The sequence below is a fragment of the Streptomyces sp. NPDC041784 genome (assembly GCF_055591025.1).
In genome coordinates this window covers 38,518-58,237 of the sequence record NZ_JBVJAB010000018.1, presented here as the reverse complement: position 1 = coordinate 58,237, position 19,720 = coordinate 38,518, and the positions used below count along the sequence as shown (strand labels likewise).

The window sequence follows — 19,720 nt, the reverse complement described above, 5'->3', positions numbered from 1 at the left end:
CGTGGCAGGCCGGCGGAGTCGCCGAGCTCCACGTATGGCCCGGCGGCTTCCACGGCTTCGACGGCCTCGCCCCCCAGGCAACCCTCTCCCAGGCCTGCCAGACGGCCCAGATGGAGTGGCTGCGCCGACTGCTCACGGAGTAACGGGGCAGGCTGGAGCCCGAGGGGCACGCGGCCGACGGACTCGACGGTGCGGAGTGCCGACCCGGCTCGGCCGACTGCCGCTGTTGGTTGCTGGAAGGACCGGTCGCGCTCGCCCGTGTGCGTTGCCGGTCGAGTCACCCCTACCCGCGGCTGTCATGGCAGGGGTGACGTCTTGGCGTTGGGGCAGCGTGAACAGGTGGTCCGAGGGTCAGGATCCGGTGCTGTAGCGGCTGAGCATGAGGGCGACGGCTTCGTCCACGATCGCGGCGTCGGTGGGGTTGGGCGGGACGAAGTCGGTCCGTACGAGCTGGGGCCACAGGAACTGGCTGCAGATCATGCCGAGGAACTGTTCGGCGACTTCGGCCGCCGACTGTGGCTGTCCGTCGGCCGAACGGAAGTCGAGGGTGCCGGCCTGTGCCTCGGCGTCCAGGTAGTCGCGGAGCCGGTCGAAGAAGGGTCCGCGGTCGATGGCGAAGCCGGTGCCGACGATGTCGGCGAGTTCCGGCATCTGGGGCAGCTCGGTGATGATGAGGCGGCACAGCGCCGCCGTGCCCGGCCGCGCGACCAGGCAGGCGTAGTCACGGCCGATGTGGTCCAGACCGTACCGGGGGTCACCGGGCGGGGGCGGTTCGGCGTACTCCACATCGAGCTGCCACTGTTCGGAGGTGACGGCCGCGAACAGCGCGGCCTTGGAGGGGTACCGCTTGAAGAGGGTGCCGGTGGAGACGCGGGCCTCCTTGGCGATCTGGGCCAGGGAGGTCTTGTCGTATCCCCGGGCGAGGAAGAGGTCGCGGGCGGCGCGGATGATGCGCGCACGGTTCTCCGCTTTGATCTGCGCGTGATACCCGGCCTTGGTCTGCGCGTCATCCCCGGCCTGGCACGTGTCGCCACCGGCCTCCGCTCGGTCCGTCACCGGCATACCCACGCCTCTCGCCCGTCTCCCGGCCGCGTCCTCGCTGTCAGAGGACGGTCTGGCCTCCGTCCAGGATAAGGTCCTGGCCCACGGCGAAGGCGGAGGCATCGGAGGCCAGGTACACGACGGCTTCCGCGACCTCCTCGGGCAGACCCATGCGACCCAGCGGGATGCCGGCGCTGATCCCCTCCATAACCGCCGCCTGCACCGCGGGGTCCTCGATCCCGAGCTTGGAGTACAGCGGGGTGTCCACCGGGCCGGGGCTGACCGCGTTGAACCGGATGCCGTGCGACTTGAGCAGGTCCGCGTTCCACGACCGCATCAGGGACGAGACAGCCGCCTTCGTCGCGGCGTAGGCGTTGGAATGCCCGTAGCCGCCGTGCGCGCTGCTGGACGCGTTCAGGATCACCGAGGACGGGTTGGCCAGCACGGGCACCAGGGCCTGCGTGAGGAAGAAGACGCTCTTGACGTTGATGTCGAAGAGCCGGTCGTAACTGTCCTCCGTGTGGTCCTCGAACGGCCGCCAGTCCGAGACACCAGCGTTCAGGAACGCCACGTCCAGCTCCCCGAAGTGCTCACGCACCTGCTTGGCCAGGCCGCGCTGCGCATCGAGGTCGCGTGCGTCGGCCTGCACGACGGGCACCTTGTCCCCGAGGATCTGCCGCGCGTTGTCGATGCTGGCCGGGGTGACGCCCGTGACCAGCACGTCGGCCCCCTCCGCGACAAAACGCTGCGCGGTCTCCAGACCGATGCCGCTCGTGCCGCCGGTGATGAGGGCGCGCTTGCCCGCAAGACGATTCATGTTCATTGTTCCTTGCCGAGTCGAGTGGTAAGTCGATGGACTCACCACTTGAAGGTAGCCCCCGCACACCCCAAAGGCAAGTCGATCCACTTACCATCGGTGGCCGGGGGTGGCTCTGCCGAGCCGGGAGGGTGGCGAGCGAGCGGGCCACTTCCGGCGACCGAATCTCCTGAGATCCACGCCGCGGGACGCCGTTTTAGCGCCCCGCCGGCATGCCCAGAGCCCGATGAGCGCCGCGAGATTTGTGCGGGGCCGCCCGGGTCGGGAAGACCACCATCTCCCGACTCCTCACCGACGGCCGCGACATGGCATTCGAGTTGCGCACGCCTTGCGCACCGGCGGCACGGATCGTCGCTGCGCGAGCGGGGCGAGGCCCGCCCCGCCTCGAAACCGAGCGGGATCAGGCAGCGTCGACGAATATGTCGAGCGCGAGATCACCCTCGAATCCGGCAGGGCTGTAGACGGACAGGTCGGTGACGCCTTCGTCGAGCAGGACCTCGTCGTCGATGAACAGGTTGGCGGTGCACTTGCGCGCGTCACGCGTGAGGACGGCGTACGCGGCGTCAGCCATGATCTGCGGACTACGGGCTTGTCCGGCGCCGCCGACCACGTTGCGTACGGCGGCGGTGTCGATCAGGGTTCGCGGCCACAGCGAGTTGGCGGCGATGCCGTCGGCGGCGAGTTCCTCGGCGAGCCCGATGGTGCACAGACTCATCCCGTACTTCGAGAGCGTGTAACCGAGATGCTTGCCCACCCAGTGCGGCGCGAGGTTCAACGGCGGCGAGAGCGTGAGGATGTGCGGGTTGTCCGCCGCGCGCAGGTGCGGGATCGCGGCCTTGCTCAGCAGGAACGTGCCTCGCGTGTTGATGTCCTGCATCAGGTCGTACCGCTTCATCTCCAGCTGCTCCGCCGACGACAGGTCGATCGCGCTGGCGTTGTTGACCACGATGTCGATGCCGCCGAAGGCACTGACCGCAGCGTTGACGGCAGTGCGTACGTCGTCCTCGTTGCGGACGTCACCGACGACGGCCAGCCCCTTGCCCCCCGTGCGCTCGACCTCCTCGACCGCGGTGTGGACCGTTCCTTCGAGCTTCGGGTGCGGTACGGCGGTCTTGGCAAGCATCACCACGTTCGCACCGTCGCGGGCCGCGCGCAGGGCGATGGCGAGTCCGATGCCGCGGCTGCCTCCCGACATCAGGACGGTCTTGCCGGCCAGCGTCCGTGTCATGGTCGAACCTCCACAATCGATTGGTTAACTAATCATACGCGATGCGAATGATATGGTCCGCGCATGGCTTCCACTCCCGCACGCCAGAGCGACCGGCTCTACCACGAGCTCCTCGCCCCCGAAGAGACCCAGTCCGTACGCGCCGCCGTGCGCCGGATCGCGGAACAAGAAGTGGCTCCGCACGCCGAGGCGATCGCGAACGGCGACGAGCGCACCGACGGCTTCCCCCGACAGGTGTTCGACGCGCTCGCATCGGCAGGGGTCTTCCGGATCCCCTTCCCCGGCGAGGTCGGCGGCGACGGTCTGACGCACCCGGCGACCGCCACCGCCGCGGCGATCGAAGAACTCGCCTACTACTCCAGCAGCGTCGCGGCCGTCTTCGACGTCCACTGCATCCTGGCGGGCAACGCCCTGCGGCAGGGCACCGAGGCGCAGCAGCAACGCTGGCTGCCCAAGGTCGCGGAGGGCTCGGTGGTCGGCGCGTTCGCCACCACCGAGCCGGACGCCTCCAGTGACCTGTCTGCGCAGGCCGTTCGGACCGAGGCCGTGCGCACCGAGACCGGGTGGGTGCTGAACGGCCACAAGCGGTGGATCTCCAACTCGCCCGTGGCCGCCTTCGTGGTGGTTCTCGCCCGCACCGGCGAGCGGCTGAGCATGTTCATCGTCGACACAACGCTTCCGGGCGTTCACGTCGGCCTCGCCGACCGCAAGATGGGCAACCGCGGCCAGCTCACCGCGGACATCCGCTTCACGGACGTGCACCTGTCCGACGACGACCTCCTCGGCGGCGCCGAGGGACACGGACTGCGCCACGCACTGTCCACACTGACCTACGGCCGGATCGGCATCGCGGCCGCCGGAGTCGGCATGGCACAGGCCGCCTTCGACCACACCGTGGCCCACCTGTCGACGCGACACGCCTTCGGCAAGCCGGTGGCCGCCAACCAGCACTGGCAGTTCCTGCTCGCCGAGCGGGCCACCGAGATCGACAACGCCCGCACCCTCGTCACCAAGGCCGCCCTGCGCCTGGACGCCGGCAACCCGTCCCCGGAACCCGAGGCCGCGATGGCGAAGTACTACGCCACCAAGCTGTCGGTGGACATGGCGCGCGACGCCGTCCAGGCTTTCGGAGGCCTCGGCTTCGCCCGCGAACTGGGCGCCGACGGAAGCCCTGGCCCCGTCGAGGCGATCTACCGGGACAGCAAGATCGGCGAGATCTACGAGGGCACCAACGAGATCCAGAAGTGGGTCATCGCCCGGCAGATCTTCGGCCGGACCATCGTCGGCTGACGGCCCCGCGCACCCCCCGCCCTCGAGCCCCGATTCAGCGCACCGAGATCGCTGCCCCGGTCCGGTCACCTCATGGGTCCGGCCACCTCAGGCCTTCTCGTACGATGGAGCCTGACGATACGCAGGGCTAACCATAGGCGGGATAAACGATGTCCGAGGCTCCGCTGGTACCGGGGACAGTGGCCGAACACACCATCTGCCTGCTGGTCAAACTCGGGCAGGTGGCATTCAGGATCGCCGAAGACGGCATCAGCGGTACCGGCCTGCGAGTGCGCCACTACAGCGTCCTGCAGGCCCTGGCCGACAATGGAGCCATGCCGCAACTGGCGCTCGGCTCGTTCCTGCGCATCGACCCGGCGACGATGGTGACGAGCCTCGACGACCTGGAGCGGGCCGGATACGCCGAGCGGACACGCGACCCGCAGGACCGACGCCGGTACGCCGTCGACATCACCGACGACGGGCGCAAGGTCCTGGCCGACCTCAACCGCACACTCGTCGGCCTCGACAACGACATCCTCGCCGACCTCGGCACCACCGAACGGCACTCGCTCCACGCCCTGCTGGGCAGCCTCGCCGGGAGTCCCGCTCTCACCGCCATGTTCGACGCCGTCCGCGAGCAGAGCGGCGCGAAAAGGGCTTAACAGCAGTAGGAGATCTCGACAGTCCGGGGCGATACGCCTCGGCTGTGACGGCCGGGCTGCATGGCCAGTCAGCCGCCCCGGTCCACTGATTCGAGGCCGCTCGCCTTCGCGGTCGTCGGCGGCTTCGAGGCAGTCTGCCCGCTTACAGGTCGTTCGACGGCGACGACCCCACAGGCTTCAGCGCCCCGTTGCCACGTCGTAGGCCCATGCAGCCCTCACCGACCGCGAGCCCCGTCGACTTCGCGTACTCCGGCCTCGGCGGCACCGCGCCTGTCCTGAGGGTGCCGAGGCCGAAGGCGGCGACCGGTCCGGGCGCAGGTAACCGAGCAGCAGCCAGGTGCGCGGTCTCTTGTGTTACATCAATAACGAAGTTATGTTGCTGCCATGAAACGTGACTTGCTGGGCAGAAAGCTGGTTGTCACCGGTGCGGCACGCGGTATCGGGGAGAAGGTGGCCCGCCTGGCCGCCGCCCGCGGGGCCCGGGTGACCGTGATCGGCCTCGAAGCGGATCGGTTGCGGGCTCTTGCCGACGAGCTGGGTCCCGCCGCTTCGTGGCGTGAGGCTGATGTGCGCGACGGGGCCGCTCTGCGATCGGCGCTCGACGAGGCCGCGGAGGTCATGGGCGGCATCGACCTCGTGGTCGCCAATGCCGGCGTCGTGGCGTACGGGACGGTGCGGCAGACGGACGAGGCGTCGTTCGAGCGGGTCCTGGACATCAACCTGAACGGTGTGTTCCGCACCCTCAAGTACGCGACGCCGCACCTGGAGCGCAGCCGGGGCCACGTGCTGGTCGTGGCGTCCGCGCTGTCGTTCATGCCGCTGGCCGCGATGGCCTCCTACGGCGCGAGCAAGGCCGGGGCCGAGCTGCTCGCCCTGACCTACCGGCAGGAGGTGGCCCACCTCGGAGTCACGGTCGGCGTGGTGCACCCCTCCTGGATCGACACGGACCTCGTGCGAGGCGCCGAGGCGGACCTCCCCTCGTTCCAGGACCTGCGCGCGCGACTCCCCTATCCGGGCAATGTCACCACGAGCTCCGACCGGGCGGCCGCCGCGATCGTCGACGGACTCGTACGCCGGCGCGCCCGCGTGTACGTCCCGCGTACGGTCGTCGTGGCCAACTGGGCCAAGGCGGCGCTGAATTCACCGCTGGCCTGGCCCTGGACGAGGCGCTTCGCGGCCCGGGCGGTGCCGCCCCTCGAACGGGAGGTCGCGGCGCTGGGGAGGCAGGACCAACTCACGCCTGGCACAGATGCCCCTCCCGCGCAGACCAGGGCGTCCTAGCCGGCCGCGCACCGGGGCAGCACCCGACGACCAGGCCTCTCAGCGGCCTTGGACGATCGAGTCGTACAGGCGCGCGCCGGTCTCGTGGGAGGCCTCGGCGCGTTCCCGCTCGTCTCCCAGGCCGACAGCGAAGTTCACGCCCATCGGCAGGAGGACCTGCGTCACGGCGTCGTCGAACTCGACGAAGTGTTCAGCCAGTTCGAGGGTGATGTAACCGTGCACGTAGCTCCACAGCTGGGCGGCGATGGCTTCGGGTTCCTGCCGCTCGACCCTGCCGGAGTGCACGAGCCGTTCGCATGCCGCGGTGACATGGGCGTGGGCTTCCCGAAAGGCCGGGGAGTGCCCGCTCAGGCGGCGGTCCGTATCCGGCAGAGGCCGGTAGGTCGCCCGAGTGGACAGTCCGAACATCAGGTCGTAGAGGTGAGGGTTCTCGCGGGCCTGCCGACGGCAGGTCAGGGCCATGGCGAAGAGATCCGCGATCGGGTCCTCCGTCACCGGTACCCGGCCGAACGCCGCGCCGAGTTCCTTGAACCCGTGGTCGGCGACAGCGCTCATCAGCTCGGGGATCCCGCCGAAGTGGCTGTAGACCACCATCGTCGACAGCCCGCTCGCGGAGGCCACCGCCCGCGCCTTCACAGCCGACGGACCCTGCTCGGCCAGCAGGCCGACGGCCGCCTGCACAAGTCGTTCCGGTGCGTCTTCGAGCCTCGCCCGCCCTGCCATGTTCCGTACGCCTCCACCGTTGACACACCAGAAATAACTTGGTTATGTAATTCTTCACGGCAATAGTACACATCGCGTGTGACCTGCCGCCTCGGATACACGCGTCCGCTCTCGGACACGTCATCACGCGCTGGTCCAGTCTCCTGCCGCCCGTGCGGTCACAGCGTGTCGGGCCGAACCCGACCTCATCGCTGCGACACGCATCCGCGGCCGTCTCCACGCACTGTCCCACCCCCGCCATGAACTCAGCACGGGAGCAGAACTCATGCCATACAAAGACAAGGGCCGTCTCACGGTCGAAGATCGCGGGGCCGTTCTGATCGTCCGGGTCGACGGCGGCCCGCACCAGGAGTTCGGCCTCGACATCGCCCAGCAGCTGGAGAAGCTGGTGGCCCGAGCCGACCGTGATCCGAACGTCCGTGCCGTCGTCTTCACCGGGGCACATCCCGAGCGGTTCGTCAGCCATGCCGCGGTGCGGTGGCTGCAGGAAGAGGGCGCCGCGAGCCCTACGGTCGGCCGGCGCGCTGCCTCAGCCGTCGTGCGCATGGCGAAGTACGTGGACCGATCCCGCCTCCTCGGGCCCGTGATGCGCAGGACCCCGATGCGCGGGGCTCTGCAGCTGGAACGTCTGCACAGGACCTTCCTGCGGATGAACGCCAGCGGCGTGCTCTACGTCGCCGCCCTCAACGGTTCCGCTCTCGGCCTCGGCGCGGAGTTCGCCTGGGCGTGCGATCTGCGGGTCATGGCCGACGGGGACTTCTTCATCGGCCAGCCGGAGATCCTCCTCGGCATCATCCCGGGCGGAGGCGGCACCCAGCGGCTGACCCGCCTGATCGGCACCCACCGGTCCCTGGCCGCGATCCTCGAAGGCAAGCCGTTCACGCCCGAAGAGGCCCTCGCCAACGGGGCCGTGGACAAGGTCGTCGCGCAGGACAAGGTGGTCGCGCAAGCGGTCGACCTCGCCGAGCACTTCGGGAAGCGGTCGAAGGCGTCGGTCGCGGCCGCCAAGAGGTCGGTGTACTTCGGCGGCTCGATGTCACTGGAGGACGGCCTGCACGTCGAACGCGCCGAGTTCTTCGCCCAAATCATGTCGAAGGAAGGCCAGGAACTGATGCTCGACTACCAGGCCACCACCGCCGCCACCGGCGAACTCCCGCTCTACACACCGGGCACCTACGCCCGGGCCCTCGCCTCAGGCAGCGTGCCGGGCCGTCGCCCGACGAGCGGGCGGTGATCCGACGATGACCACTCAGCAGTCCTTCACCCGGCACGACATCACCTTCCGCTCCGGCGACAGCACGTGTTCCGGCTGGCTCTACCTCCCCACGGGCGTCACGTCTGCGCCCGTCGTCATCCTCGGGCACGGCCTCGGCGCCGTCCGCGAGATGCGCCTGGACGCCTTCGCCGAGCGCTTCGCACAGGCCGGCATCGCCGCGGTGGCCTTCACCTACCGGCACTTCGGCGACAGCGGCGGCCACCCTCGCCAACTCCTGTCGATCAAGCGTCAGCTCGCCGACTGGGACGCCGCCCTCGCCTACGTCAAGGCACGCACGGACGTCGACCGCACCCGCATCGCCGTATGGGGCAGCTCGTTCGGCGGCGGCCATGCCATCACCGTCGCCTCACGCCACCCCGAACTGCGCGCGGCAGTGTCCCAGTGCCCCTTCACCGACGGTCTCGCCTCCGCGCTCGCGCTCGGCCCTGCCGCCTCGCTCAAGGTCCTCCCCGTGGTAGCCCGCGATCTGGCAGCCAGAGGTCGCGGAAAGCCGCCCGTGATGGTTCCGATCGCCGCCGCCCCCGGCACGTCGGCCCTCATGAACGCTCCGGACGCCCTGCCCGGATACCAGGCGCTTCAGCCTCCGGGAACGACGTTCCGTAACGAGGTGGCGGCGCGGGTCATCCCGACCATCCTCACCTACCGGCCCGGGCGCGCGGCCAAGAAGATCGCCATCCCGATCCTCTTCTGCGTCAGCGACACCGACTCCGTCACGCCTCCCGCCCAAACCCTCCGCTACGCGCGCACCGCGCCCAAGGGAGAGATCAAGAGGTACGACGCCGGCCACTTCGACTTCTACACCGGCGAGACCTTCGAGGTGTTGGTGCGCGACCAGATCGAGTTCCTCGCCCGCCAGCTGAACCCGGCAGCCGCCGCGTCGGCTCCGTGACCGGATCGCATCCCACCGAGACAGGTACGCCCTCGCCATGAATTTCGCATCTCTGCCCGACCGCCGCGCGGCCCTCGCCCCCGACGGGGCCGCGGTCTCGGACGGCCGCCAGGCCCTCACCAACGTCCAGTTGCTGCGTCGCGTCCAGGCGGCGGCACGTCACCTCCAGGACCTCGGGGTCGGCCCCGGCGACGTCGTGGCCCTCAAGCTGACCAACCGCGTCGAGTTCGTGCTCCTGCTGTTCGCCGCCTGGCGGCTCGGCGCCACCATCACGCCGGTCAATCCGAGCATGACCGACGTCGAGGTGGCCCGACAGCTCAAGGACTCCGGCGCACGCCTCCTGGTGGGCGAGGACGGTGAGGCCCCCGTGGCGGACGGGACTGCCGTCCTCGCCGTCGGCGAACTGCACGACGACGCAGCGGCGGACCCGGATGAAGCTCCCCTTCCGGACCCGTCGGCGCTGGCCCTGCTCATCTACACCAGCGGCACGACCGGGGTGCCCAAAGGGGTGATGCTCGACCACGCCAACATCGACGCCATGGCGGACATGGGGCGTCGGGCGCTGGAGGTCGGGCCGGCCGACCGGTGCCTGCTGATCCTGCCGCTCTTCCACGTCAACGGCATCGTGGTCAGCACCCTCATCCCGTTGCTGGCGGGCGCGAGCGTCACCATCGCCGACCGATTCAACCCCGAGACCTTCTTCGACGTCGTGGAGCGCGAGCGCCCCACCTTCTTCAGCGCCGTGCCGACGATCTACAGCATGCTCGCGGCGCTTCCGGACCAGGTCCGCCCGGACACTTCGTCCCTGCGCTTCGGAGTCTGCGGCGCGGCACCCGCCTCCGCCGAGCTGCTGACCCGGTTCGAGGCCCGTTACGGGTTTCCGCTCGTCGAGGGGTACGGGCTGTCCGAGGGAACCTGCGCATCCACCATCAATCCTGTTGCGGGCCCCCGACGCGCCAAAACCGTGGGACTGCCCTTCCCCGGCCAGGAGATCCGGATCGTCGACGCCGACGGCAGCGAGGTGCCGCCGGGCGTGGAGGGAGAGGTCGTCGTGCGGGGACCCAACGTCATGCGGGGCTATCTCGGCCGCCCGGAAGAAACAGCCAAAGTCCTCGTCGACGGCTGGCTGCACACCGGCGACGTGGGCCGGCTCGACGCCGACGGATACCTGACCCTGGTCGGACGCTCGAAAGACATGATCATCCGTGGCGGGGAGAACATCTACCCCAAGGAGATCGAGGACGTCCTCGCCGGTGACCCATCGGTGCTCGAGGCCGCCGTGATCGGCGTCCCCGACGAGAAATGGGGAGAAGTCGTCGTCGCCTACGTCCAGCCCCGACCGGGTTCGACCGTCGATCCCTCGGCACTGCAGTCCCTCTGCGCACGCAGCCTCACCGGCTTCAAGCGCCCGACCGCGTTCTTCGTGGTGGAAGCCATCGCGAAGAACGCGGTCGGCAAGATCGACAAGGTCTCGCTGCGCGCTGCCCACACCGAGGTCTCCGCGCGGACCTGACCTCCATGGATGGCGCTGTGGGCTGTCTGTGGTGGCGGCCCTCAGCTCCGTGGCAGGGGCCGAGTGGCAGTTCCGGGCTCCCCCGGAACTGCGCGAGCTTCGCCACACGCCCCGCCTGCCGGGGACATCCGCGGAGTTGCTCGCAACGGCGGCGCAGGCCCTTGGCTGACTGGGCGGCGACGGTGAGGGCCGTCGCCGCCCAGCCTGACCGGTGCGCTCGCTCCCAGGCCGCAGACCCTGAGGAACCTCAGCGACGATGCGGTTCAAGCAGGACGGCACAGACGGCTCGGGCATCTCCACGCTGATGTCGGACGCCGGGCTCACCAACGGAGCCTTCTAGTACTGCAACGGTGCTTGTTCTGAGTGCTGGGCAGTTTTCAGGGGCTGTGTCCGCGTCGTTTGTAGTGACTCAGGCGGGCTTGGTGCTGGCGTCGTCGGCGCCATGTTGACCATTGCAGAATGTGCCCGATCGGTGCTGGTCGGCGGTTGGAGCAGGTCACCGCCTGCATCGACGAACTGGCGGCCGACGGGTCGCTGATCGTGTTCTCGTGCTGGTCGTGTGCGGTTGTCGTGCGGCGGGTCCCAGGTACTGCACCGGACCAACCCAGAACTGGAACAGGCCCTGGGACAGCTCGCCACAGACCTGTGGTTCGCCGGACAAGGGCCCGGCGCCGTCATCGACCGCCTCGCCGACATCGTCACCGGCGCCTACGCACGCATCGGAACCTTCCGCGGCCAGGAAGCTTGGCTCCAGGCCGCCCCCACCACCCGCCGCGCACTGCGCCTGCTCAAGCAGGACAAGAGCATCACGGCAGTGGCCGAGGAACTCCACCGTGCCCGCGACGAGACCTTGGTAGGTGACACACGGCCGCGCCCACGTCCGGTGCAGGTGATGAACCCCCACCAGACCAAGGGACGCGAAGCCGACACCACCATCCTGCTGCTGGGCGACGACGAGTACTACGGCCCCGAAGGCGAACCGTTCCCCAACGGCTCCCGGCTGCTCTACGTCGTCATGACCGGCGCCCGCCACCGGCACACCTCGTCGTGCCGGCCACCTCCCACCCCCTGTGGGCACCCATCGCCGTCCTGGAACAGCCTTCCCCCCGCCAACAAGCCCCGCTTCGCCCGCTGCCGCCCCCGCCACGTGGCCAGCGCGCCGGCCAGGCGCGGAAGCCTGTGCAGCCCAGAGCCCGCACACAGAGGAAGACAGACACGTGCACGACGACCCCAGCGCCATCGCATCGTTGCTGCGAGCGAGGTACAAGCGGCGCCTGCCGTCCAGCCTCAATGACTGACCGGACCCGAGCACGGGGTGGTGGAGCTGCCGCTGCACATCGCGTGGTCCGGACTGCGCATCCTCGATCTGGACCGGCCACGCCAGCGTATGAGCCTGTGCAGAACAGTGCTGGCCGAAGGCATGCGTGACGACCTCTGCCGCTTCCTCAACAAGGACATCCTGCTTGAGCTATGGCCAGTGCTCCGTAAGCTCACCAGCACAGCCATCAAGGACGTCTGGGAAGAAGCGTTCCCCCGAACTGCGACCATGACCAATTCCCCGAACACTCCCCCAGCACTGCCACAGTAGGCGTTCTCACGATGCGCCGGTACCGAGCCTGCGGCGGGGGCCCGGCCGACGTCAGTCACCGGATCGGGCGAGGTTGGGTCAGGTCACCGGGTGGAGGAAGGTCAGCACCGAGGCGTCCTCTTCGATCAGCGGGACGAGGGCGGCGTTGAAAGGGCCGCCGTACGGGGCGTTCAGGTGCGCCTGGAAGGCGTCCTCGTCCCGGTACACCTCGAAGATCCAGAAGGCGCGCGGGGCGGCTGCCTTGGTGTAGACGTCGAAGGCGAGGTTGCCTTCTTCCTCGCGCACCCTCAGGGCGTAGTCGCCGATCAGACGGGCGACCTCGTCCTCCGCTCCCTCGCGGGCGGTGAACTCGGCGAGCAGGGTCTTCTTCACGGTCTCGTTCTCCTTGTCGGCTGGGACGTCACTAGTGGGCGGAGTCGAGGTGCCAGACGACGGCCTGGTCCAGCTTCACCGAGCCGTTCTCGGCGAAGACCTGCACTCCCTGGCTGGCGGGGTCGGGGAAGATCTGGTCGGTGATCGACACCTCGCCGCTGTCGCCGAAGACCTCGACGGAGGACCAGTCGACGAGTATCCGCAGCTTGACCTTGCCGTTCTTGGCCTTCAGCGGCGCCGTCTGGACGCCGGGGAAGGTGCTGCTGAAGTCGACGGCGCCGGAGTGGGTGCGGTCGACGTACAGCTCCTGTGTCGTGGTGTCGTAGCCGATGACGGTCTCCTCGCCGCCGACGCCGGTGCGCACCTTCAGGCCGAAGCGGTCGGCGTCCTTGAGGGAGAAGGTCGCCTCGATGTCGAGGGCCTTGCCCTTGGCCGCGGGGCCGATCAGGGTCTTCGTGGTGCTCTTTACGTTGAGGCCGGACGCCGTCGCGCGGCGCTTCTTCCGGAGGGACTCCAGGCTGCTGACCGGCTTGCTGGTCAGCCGGATCTGGCCGTCGACCGTACGCAGGGCCATCTCCCGGGGGATGCTCTGCGCGCCGCGCCAGGGTGACGTGGGGACGACCCCGCCGTAGTCCCAGTTGTTCATCCAGCCGATCATGTAACGCTTGCCGCCCGGCGCGTCCTCCCAGGACACTGCCGCGTAGTAGTCCTTGCCGTAGTCGGCCCAGTCGGCGCGCTGTACGACGGACTTGGCGGCGGTGTCGGCTTCGGTGAACTGATCGGCGAGGAGGTGACCCCAGCCGGCGGTGTTCATGTCGACGATCTGGATCTGCGCCTGCTTGCCGGCGTAGGAGCGCATGTCGAAGGAGGCCCAGTCCAGGCTCTCGCTGTTGGAGCCGGTGGCGCTCTGGACGACCTTGCCGTCGACGATCAGGTTGACGGCCGTCTCCTGGGAGACGGGCTGGGCCTGGGTGTCGGAGAGCATGATGTGGTCGACGTTGAGGTGGCCCCAGCCGCCGGTGTTGTCGTCGACGATCTGGATCTGCGCCTGCTTGCCGGCGAGGTCCTTGACGTCCCAGGAGGCCCAGTTGAGTGCCTCGGCGTCCTGTCCGGTGGCGCTGCGGACCACCTGGCCGTCGACGAGGAGTTCGATGGCTGTCGGGTTGTCGGAGCCGGCGGGGTGGTTGCCGCCGCCCACAAGGAAGTTGACGTAGTCCCTGTCGATGGTGAACTCGGGCGAGGTGAGGGTGCCGGTGGCGGAGTCGCCGTTCAGGTAGCTGTTGACCAGGCCGCTGCCCAGGAAGCCGGAGACCTCCTGCTGGTTGGGGAGGGTGCCGGTGGCCGGTGCGGGGCCGAAGGCGTCTCCGGTCGTCGTCCAGTCGCCGTAGGTGCCGCCCTCGAAGTCGGCGAGGACCGTGCCCGCGGGCGGCGGTCCCTGCTCCATGACGGTGCCGTCCACGTGCGGGTGCCGACCGCCACCGATCTTGAAGTTCAGGTACTTGCTGTCGACGGTGAAGGAGGGCGAGGTCAGGGTTCCGGTGGTGGCGTCACCCGAGTGGAAGCTGTTGGCGAGGCCTTTGCCGTCGAACCCGTCGACCGTGCCCTGACCGTCCACCGCCCCGGCTGCCGGTGCCTGGCCGAACGCGGTGCCCGTGGTTGTCCACGAACCGAAGTCCGCGCCCTCGAAGTCCTGCATCACCGTGCCGGCCGGCGGGGTGTAGGTGCCCTTGTCGTCGGCGGTGAACTTCTTGCCGTCGAAGTCGCCGACGAAGTACTGGGCGGCCGAACCGCCGGCGATGCCACCGGGGTTGATGTTGACGACCAGGACCCACTTGATCTTCTTCTCGTCCCCGTCGACCGCCAGGGGGAACAGGTCGGGGCACTCCCACACGCCGCCCGTCGCGCCGGACGGCCCGAACTCGCTCTGCAGCGTCCAGTCCTTGAGGTTCTTGGACGAGTAGAACCGCACCTTGTGCTCGGCGGACATCGACACCGTCATCAGCCAGCTCTTCGTCGGCGCGTACCACTGGACCTTGGGGTCACGGAAGTCCTTGGAGCCGATGTCGATGACGGGATTGCCCTGGTACTTGGTCCAGGTGCGGCCGCGGTCGGTGCTGTAGGCGAGCGACTGCGCCTGGATGCCCGTGTCGTTGTCGTAGCTGGTGTAGATCGCCACCATGGCCGGGTTCTTCTTCGTGCCGAACCCGGTGGTGTTGTCCCGGTCGACGACCGCGCTGCCGGAGAACACCATCTCCTTGTCGTCGTGCGAGAGGGCGAGCGGCAGTTCCTTCCAGCGCACGAGGTCCTTGCTGACCGCGTGCCCCCAGGACATGTCTCCCCACGAGTTGCCGTTCGGGTTGTACTGGTAGAAAAGGTGGTACTCGCCCTTGAAGTACACGAGGCCGTTGGGATCGTTCATCCAGTTCTTCTCCGGCGTGAAGTGGAACTGGGGCCGGTAGGTCTCGGAGTACGGCGGGGTGTCGGCGGCTACGGCCTGGGGGGCGAGCGGGGCCGCGGACAGGGCGCAGACGGTCGCCACCGCCGCGATCATCCGTGTGCGGGCACGCCGGGATACACGTCCAGAGCTCATGATGTCTCCTGTGCTGCGGTCGTCCGCGCAGGGAAGCGCCTGCTGCCCGGCGCGCGGATCCGGCCGAAAAAGTGACACCTTGTCGGCACCGTCGTCCACGACACCGGCGAGGGGTGTCATCGTTGACTTGTGTCATCGATGACATCGTGGCCCGATGATGGGGGCAATCCCGCCGATGCGTCAACGGTTAGGCTGTGATGTCCTGTTGAGCGGCCTGCTCGCCCGTCAGGCGCGGTCGGCAGCGGCGAACTGCGCAAGCTGGCTCCGCCACGGCGGGTTGGGGCCGACAACAGAGCAGGTCAGGGCCGCTACGTGGGTGCCAAAGCGGCAGGCTTCCGCGACGTCGTCCAGGCGGAGTTCCGTCAGCCGGCCACCCAGGAGCCCACGAGCGCCGAGGTGGTGCAGCAGTCCGGCGGTGAAGGAGTCGCCTGCCCCGACCGTGTCGGCGACGCTCGTCGGGACGGCGGGCACCTGGACCCGTTCGCCGTCGAGCGAGGCCAGGGCGCCGTCGGCACCACGCGTGATCACGACGAGCCGCGCGCCGGCCGCGTGCCAGCTGTCGCACGCCTGCTCGGGCGGGGTGCCCGGCAGCAGGAGTTCCAGGTCGTCCTCGCTCAGCCGCAGCACGTCAGCGAGGGTGCACCAGTGCGCCAGCCGGGCCCGGTAGACCTCGGGATGCACCAGAAGCGGCCGGACGTTGGGGTCGATGCTGATGGTCGCGTGAGGGCCGGCCGCCGACAGGAAGTCCTCGACCACCGTCGCGCCGGGCTGCCGGACCAGGGCCAGGGATCCGGTGTGCACGCAGGCGGTGCCGGACAGGTCCACCCGCGCCAGCTCCTCTGCCGTCCACTGCCAGTCGGCCGTGTTCTGGGCGTGGAAGGAGAACGCGGCCTGCCCCCGGGCGTCCAGCTCCGCCACGGCCAGGGTGCTGGGCTCCGCGGCCTGGACGGCGTCCGACAGGTCCACCCCCGACGCCTCGAGATGGGAACGGAACAGGCGGCCGAACACGTCGCCCGACAGGCGCGCGAGGAAGCGGGCCGGGGTACCGAGACGGGCCAGGGACACAGCCGTATTCGCAGGTCCGCCGCCCGGCAGTACACGTAGGGCGAGTTCGTTCGAGGTGCTCGCGGGTTCGGCGAACGCGTCCGCGACGCATTCCCCCAGGACGGTGATCTGACGCGGGCTCATGGGCTGCTCTTCTCTGACGGAGGTACGGGGCACGCCGGTCACGCGGGAGGGCGGCTGCCGGACGGCCGGGGTGGGCGGCCGCGGATGTTTGCCGATTCGTGACGAGCGCGGGGCATTGACGTTTCCGGGAGACGGAGTCCATCATCCTCGCCAGGCAGTGTCAACGATGACATAAGTCAACGATGACACCCCGGGCGGCGTGCTCTGATCCCAACTCCGTGCCGCTCGCTATCCCACAGGAGTCGATCATGTCTCGCACCACTCGTCTGACCTCCTCCCTCCTCAGAATCGCCGCGGTTTCGGGCGTCGCGGCCCTCACCCTGACGGCCTGCGGGTCCGGCTCCGGATCGAGCTCGTCGAGTTCCGGCTCCGGCGAGGTCAAGGTCGGTCTGATCACCAAGACCGACACCAACCCGTTCTTCGTGAAGATGAAGGAGGGCGCGGAGAAGGCCGCCAAGGAGAACGGTGCCCAACTGTCCACCGCGGCGGGCAAGTTCGACGGGGACAACGCCGGTCAGGTCACGGCCATCGAGAACATGGTCGCCGCCGGCGTCAAGGGCATCCTGATCACCCCGAGCGACTCCAAGGCGATCGTGCCCGCGATCGAGAAGGCCCGCGCCAAGGGTGTTCTGGTCATCGCCCTGGACACCCCGACCGAGCCGGAGAGCGCGGTCGACGCCCTCTTCGCCACCGACAACCTCAAGGCCGGCGAGCTGATCGGCGAGTACGCCAAGGCCGCGATGAAGGGCAGGACGGCGAAGATAGCCGCGCTCGACCTCGCGCCGGGCGTCTCCGTCGGCGTTCAGCGCCACGACGGTTTCCTGAAGGGCTTCGGCGCCACCGACAAGGACGTCGTGTGCGCCCAGGACACGGGCGGTGACCAGGCCAAGGGCCAGACGGCGATGGAGAACTGTCTCCAGAAGGAGCCCGACATCAACGTCGTCTACACCATCAACGAACCGGCCGCGCTGGGCGCGTACACCGCGCTGAAGGCCAAGGGCCGGGAGAAGGACGTACTGATCGTCTCCGTGGACGGCGGCTGCACGGGCACCCAGGCCGTCAAGGACGGCAAGATCGCCGCCACTTCTCAGCAGTACCCGCTGAAGATGGCCGCCGAGGGCGTCAAGGCCGTCGTTTCGTACGCCAAGGACGGCAAGAAGGCCTCCGGTTACACCGACACCGGCGTCACGCTGATCAGCGACAAGGCACAGGACGGCGTCACGTCGAAGGACACCGCCTACGGCCTGGAGAACTGCTGGGGCTGAGCCACCCGCCTGGTCCGTACGCCTTCCTCGGCGGGGCGGCCGTCTCTTCCTCCCTGACCGCGGGACGGCCGCCCGCTTGTCCTCTTGTCCTCCGACCAGGAAGGACGACGACCACTGTCTTCCGACAAGGACTTCGCATGACAGCCACGACCACCCCGTACTCGGATCTCAAAGCACCGACCACGGCCCGCAGACTGCTCACGGCGCCGACCACCGGACCCCTCGTCGCCCTCCTCCTGGCCTGCGCCTTCTTCTCCCTCTCGACCGACCAGTTCCTGACCGGCGGGAACTTCTCGCTGATCGTGCAGCAGGTCATGGTCGTGGGCACCCTTGCCATCGGACAGACCCTGATCATCCTCACCGCGGGCATCGACCTGTCGTGCGGTGCCGTGATGGCGTTCGGCAGCATCGTGATCGCCAAGATGGCCGCCGAGGGCTCCCTGCCTCCACTCGTCGCCATCGCCCTGGGGCTGGCGGTCTGCGGCGGGTTCGGGCTGCTCAACGGGTTGCTGGTGCAGAAGATCCCGCTGCCGCCGTTCATCGTCACCCTCGGCATGCTCAACGTGGCGTTCGCGCTGACCCACATCTACTCCGAGGAGCAGACGGTCACCAACCTGCCCGGCCCGCTGACCGCCCTCGGCGAGACCTTCCCGCTGGGCCACACGGACATCACCTACGGCTCCCTGGTCACCATCGCCCTGTTCCTCCTCCTCGCCTACGCGCTGAGCAGCACCGGCTGGGGCCGGCACGTCTACGCCCTGGGCAACAGCGCCGAGGCCGCCCGGCTGAACGGCATCCGCACCTCCCGCCTCACCATCGGCATCTACACCGTGGCCGGCCTGCTGTACGGCATCGCCGCCCTGCTGCTCATCTCCCGCACCGGGGTCGGCGACCCGCAGGCCGGGCAGACCGACAACCTCGACAGCATCACCGCCGTGGTGCTCGGCGGCACCAGCCTCTTCGGTGGCCGCGGCTCGGTCCTGGGCACCTTCATCGGCGTTCTCATCGTCGGCGTGTTCCGCAACGGCCTTCAGCTGATGGGCGTCGCCTCCATCTACCAGACCCTGATCACCGGAGTCCTGGTGATCCTCGCGGTGACCGTCGACCAGCTCTCCCGGAAGAAGGCCCGATGACCGCCACCTCCTCCCCCACGCCCGTGCTGCAGGCCCGCGGTCTGGTCAAGCGGTACGGCCACGTCACCGCCATCGACGGCGCCGACTTCGACCTGCTGCCCGGGGAGGTCCTCGCCGTCATCGGCGACAACGGCGCCGGCAAGACCAGCCTGATCAAGGCCCTCACCGGCGCGGTGACCCCCGACGCGGGCGAGATCCGCCTCAACGGCGAACCCATCACCTTCTCGGGCCCGCAGAGCGCCCGCGCCCACGGCATCGAGACGGTCTATCAGGACCTCGCCGTGGCCGCCTCCATGGACATCGCCTCGAACGTGTTCCTCGGGCGCGAGCTGCGCCGCCCCGGCGTCCTCGGCAGCGTCTTCCGCATGCTGGACAAGAAGCGCATGCGTCAGGAGGCCGCCGAGCACATGGCCGACCTGAAGATCGGTCTGCGTTCGCTGACGCAGTCGGTGGAGACGCTGTCCGGAGGACAGCGGCAGGCGGTCGCGGTCGCCCGTTCCGTCGCCTGGGCCCGCAGCGTCGTCGTCATGGACGAACCCACCGCCGCCCTCGGCGTCAAGGAGTCGGGCCAGGTCCTGGACCTCATCCGCCGCGTCCGCGACAAGGGCATGCCGGTCGTCCTGATCAGCCACAACATGCCGCATGTCTTCGAGATCGCCGACCGGATCCACGTCCACCGCCTCGGTCGGCGCGCTGCCGTGATCAAGCCCTCCGACTACTCCATGGCCGAGGTCGTCGCCATCATGACCGGCGCTCTCAGCGTCGACGCGGCCGGAGATACTGTCGTAGCGGATTCGGAGGCCGCGAAGGCCGCCGGAGTCCAGGCCACCTGACAGCACAACCCCGCTCTCACAGATTCCGGCCGAGGCCGCGGCCGGAACC

Annotated in this window: 16 protein-coding genes and 3 pseudogenes; 12 read left to right on the top strand and 7 right to left on the bottom strand. The window is 69.0% G+C overall.

Annotation, left to right across the window (positions count from 1 at the left end; all coding sequences use genetic code 11):
* Nucleotides 1-2: 2 nt before the first annotated feature.
* A pseudogene (locus ACZ6D7_RS32235) lies at nucleotides 3-143 on the top strand (alpha/beta hydrolase); the annotation flags it as partial.
* 208 nt (nucleotides 144-351) lie between these two features.
* On the opposite strand, the gene ACZ6D7_RS32230 reads toward ACZ6D7_RS32235, so the two are convergent.
* From ACZ6D7_RS32230 to ACZ6D7_RS32220, 3 genes are all read right to left on the bottom strand, one after another.
* Entirely contained in the window at nucleotides 352-1,062 is a 711-nt protein-coding gene (locus ACZ6D7_RS32230; RefSeq protein WP_469498460.1) for a TetR/AcrR family transcriptional regulator, read from the bottom strand.
* A 40-nt stretch (nucleotides 1,063-1,102) separates the two neighbouring features.
* Nucleotides 1,103-1,858 carry an SDR family oxidoreductase gene (locus ACZ6D7_RS32225; RefSeq protein ID WP_469498458.1) on the bottom strand — a complete coding sequence of 252 codons (756 nt, stop codon included), beginning with the start codon at nucleotides 1,856-1,858 and terminating at the stop codon, nucleotides 1,103-1,105.
* Between the two features lie 400 nt (nucleotides 1,859-2,258).
* A complete protein-coding gene (locus ACZ6D7_RS32220; protein ID WP_469498455.1) occupies nucleotides 2,259-3,086 on the bottom strand; it encodes an SDR family oxidoreductase in 828 nt (275 codons plus the stop codon).
* A gap of 63 nt (nucleotides 3,087-3,149) precedes the next feature.
* Here ACZ6D7_RS32220 and ACZ6D7_RS32215 point away from each other — a divergent pair, with 63 nt between their 5' ends.
* The 3 genes from ACZ6D7_RS32215 (at nucleotide 3,150) to ACZ6D7_RS32205 (ending at nucleotide 6,301) form a co-directional block, all read left to right on the top strand.
* Nucleotides 3,150-4,376, top strand: coding sequence for an acyl-CoA dehydrogenase family protein (locus ACZ6D7_RS32215; protein ID WP_469498452.1), 1,227 nt, complete (start codon nucleotides 3,150-3,152; stop codon nucleotides 4,374-4,376).
* A 149-nt stretch (nucleotides 4,377-4,525) separates the two neighbouring features.
* Nucleotides 4,526-5,020, top strand: a complete 495-nt coding sequence (locus tag ACZ6D7_RS32210) for a MarR family winged helix-turn-helix transcriptional regulator (RefSeq protein ID WP_469498450.1) — start codon at nucleotides 4,526-4,528, stop codon at nucleotides 5,018-5,020.
* Between the two features lie 384 nt (nucleotides 5,021-5,404).
* Entirely contained in the window at nucleotides 5,405-6,301 is an 897-nt protein-coding gene (locus ACZ6D7_RS32205; protein WP_469498447.1) for a short-chain dehydrogenase/reductase, read from the top strand.
* A 39-nt stretch (nucleotides 6,302-6,340) separates the two neighbouring features.
* Here the strand turns inward: ACZ6D7_RS32205 and ACZ6D7_RS32200 are convergent, their stop codons facing one another.
* The gene (locus ACZ6D7_RS32200; protein WP_469498443.1) at nucleotides 6,341-7,024 is read right to left on the bottom strand and encodes a TetR/AcrR family transcriptional regulator; all 684 of its coding nucleotides are present in this window, start codon (nucleotides 7,022-7,024) and stop codon (nucleotides 6,341-6,343) included.
* Nucleotides 7,025-7,289: 265 nt separating this feature from the next.
* On the opposite strand from ACZ6D7_RS32200, the gene ACZ6D7_RS32195 reads away from it, so the two are divergent.
* The 5 genes and pseudogenes from ACZ6D7_RS32195 to ACZ6D7_RS32175 all read left to right on the top strand — a co-directional run bounded on the left by ACZ6D7_RS32195 (nucleotide 7,290) and on the right by ACZ6D7_RS32175 (nucleotide 12,290).
* Nucleotides 7,290-8,258, top strand: a complete 969-nt coding sequence (locus ACZ6D7_RS32195) for an enoyl-CoA hydratase/isomerase family protein (RefSeq protein WP_469498440.1) — start codon at nucleotides 7,290-7,292, stop codon at nucleotides 8,256-8,258.
* A 7-nt stretch (nucleotides 8,259-8,265) separates the two neighbouring features.
* Complete coding sequence (locus tag ACZ6D7_RS32190) at nucleotides 8,266-9,189, top strand: alpha/beta hydrolase (RefSeq protein WP_469498437.1); 924 nt, start codon at nucleotides 8,266-8,268, stop codon at nucleotides 9,187-9,189.
* Between the two features lie 37 nt (nucleotides 9,190-9,226).
* Entirely contained in the window at nucleotides 9,227-10,702 is a 1,476-nt protein-coding gene (locus ACZ6D7_RS32185) for a class I adenylate-forming enzyme family protein (protein ID WP_469498434.1), read from the top strand.
* A 256-nt stretch (nucleotides 10,703-10,958) separates the two neighbouring features.
* A pseudogene (locus ACZ6D7_RS32180) lies at nucleotides 10,959-11,039 on the top strand (TetR/AcrR family transcriptional regulator); the annotation flags it as partial.
* 880 nt (nucleotides 11,040-11,919) lie between these two features.
* Nucleotides 11,920-12,290 (top strand): annotated as a pseudogene (locus ACZ6D7_RS32175) (hypothetical protein).
* A 78-nt stretch (nucleotides 12,291-12,368) separates the two neighbouring features.
* Here ACZ6D7_RS32175 and ACZ6D7_RS32170 read toward each other — a convergent pair.
* From ACZ6D7_RS32170 to ACZ6D7_RS32160, 3 genes are all read right to left on the bottom strand, one after another.
* A complete protein-coding gene (locus ACZ6D7_RS32170; protein WP_469498432.1) occupies nucleotides 12,369-12,662 on the bottom strand; it encodes a putative quinol monooxygenase in 294 nt (97 codons plus the stop codon).
* A gap of 31 nt (nucleotides 12,663-12,693) precedes the next feature.
* Nucleotides 12,694-15,252 carry a GH32 C-terminal domain-containing protein gene (locus ACZ6D7_RS32165; RefSeq protein WP_469498429.1) on the bottom strand — a complete coding sequence of 853 codons (2,559 nt, stop codon included), beginning with the start codon at nucleotides 15,250-15,252 and terminating at the stop codon, nucleotides 12,694-12,696.
* Nucleotides 15,253-15,477: 225 nt separating this feature from the next.
* A complete protein-coding gene (locus ACZ6D7_RS32160) occupies nucleotides 15,478-16,440 on the bottom strand; it encodes a carbohydrate kinase family protein (RefSeq protein WP_469498426.1) in 963 nt (320 codons plus the stop codon).
* Nucleotides 16,441-16,688: 248 nt separating this feature from the next.
* Here ACZ6D7_RS32160 and ACZ6D7_RS32155 point away from each other — a divergent pair, with 248 nt between their 5' ends.
* From ACZ6D7_RS32155 to ACZ6D7_RS32145, 3 genes are all read left to right on the top strand, one after another.
* Complete coding sequence (locus ACZ6D7_RS32155) at nucleotides 16,689-17,705, top strand: substrate-binding domain-containing protein (protein ID WP_469498423.1); 1,017 nt, start codon at nucleotides 16,689-16,691, stop codon at nucleotides 17,703-17,705.
* A gap of 137 nt (nucleotides 17,706-17,842) precedes the next feature.
* Complete coding sequence (locus ACZ6D7_RS32150) at nucleotides 17,843-18,838, top strand: ABC transporter permease (RefSeq protein WP_469498420.1); 996 nt, start codon at nucleotides 17,843-17,845, stop codon at nucleotides 18,836-18,838.
* Nucleotides 18,835-19,671: an ATP-binding cassette domain-containing protein gene (locus ACZ6D7_RS32145; RefSeq protein WP_469498417.1), complete on the top strand. Its 837-nt coding sequence runs from the start codon at nucleotides 18,835-18,837 to the stop codon at nucleotides 19,669-19,671. Before ACZ6D7_RS32150 ends, ACZ6D7_RS32145 begins: the two co-directional genes overlap by 4 nt.
* Nucleotides 19,672-19,720 lie beyond the last annotated feature (49 nt).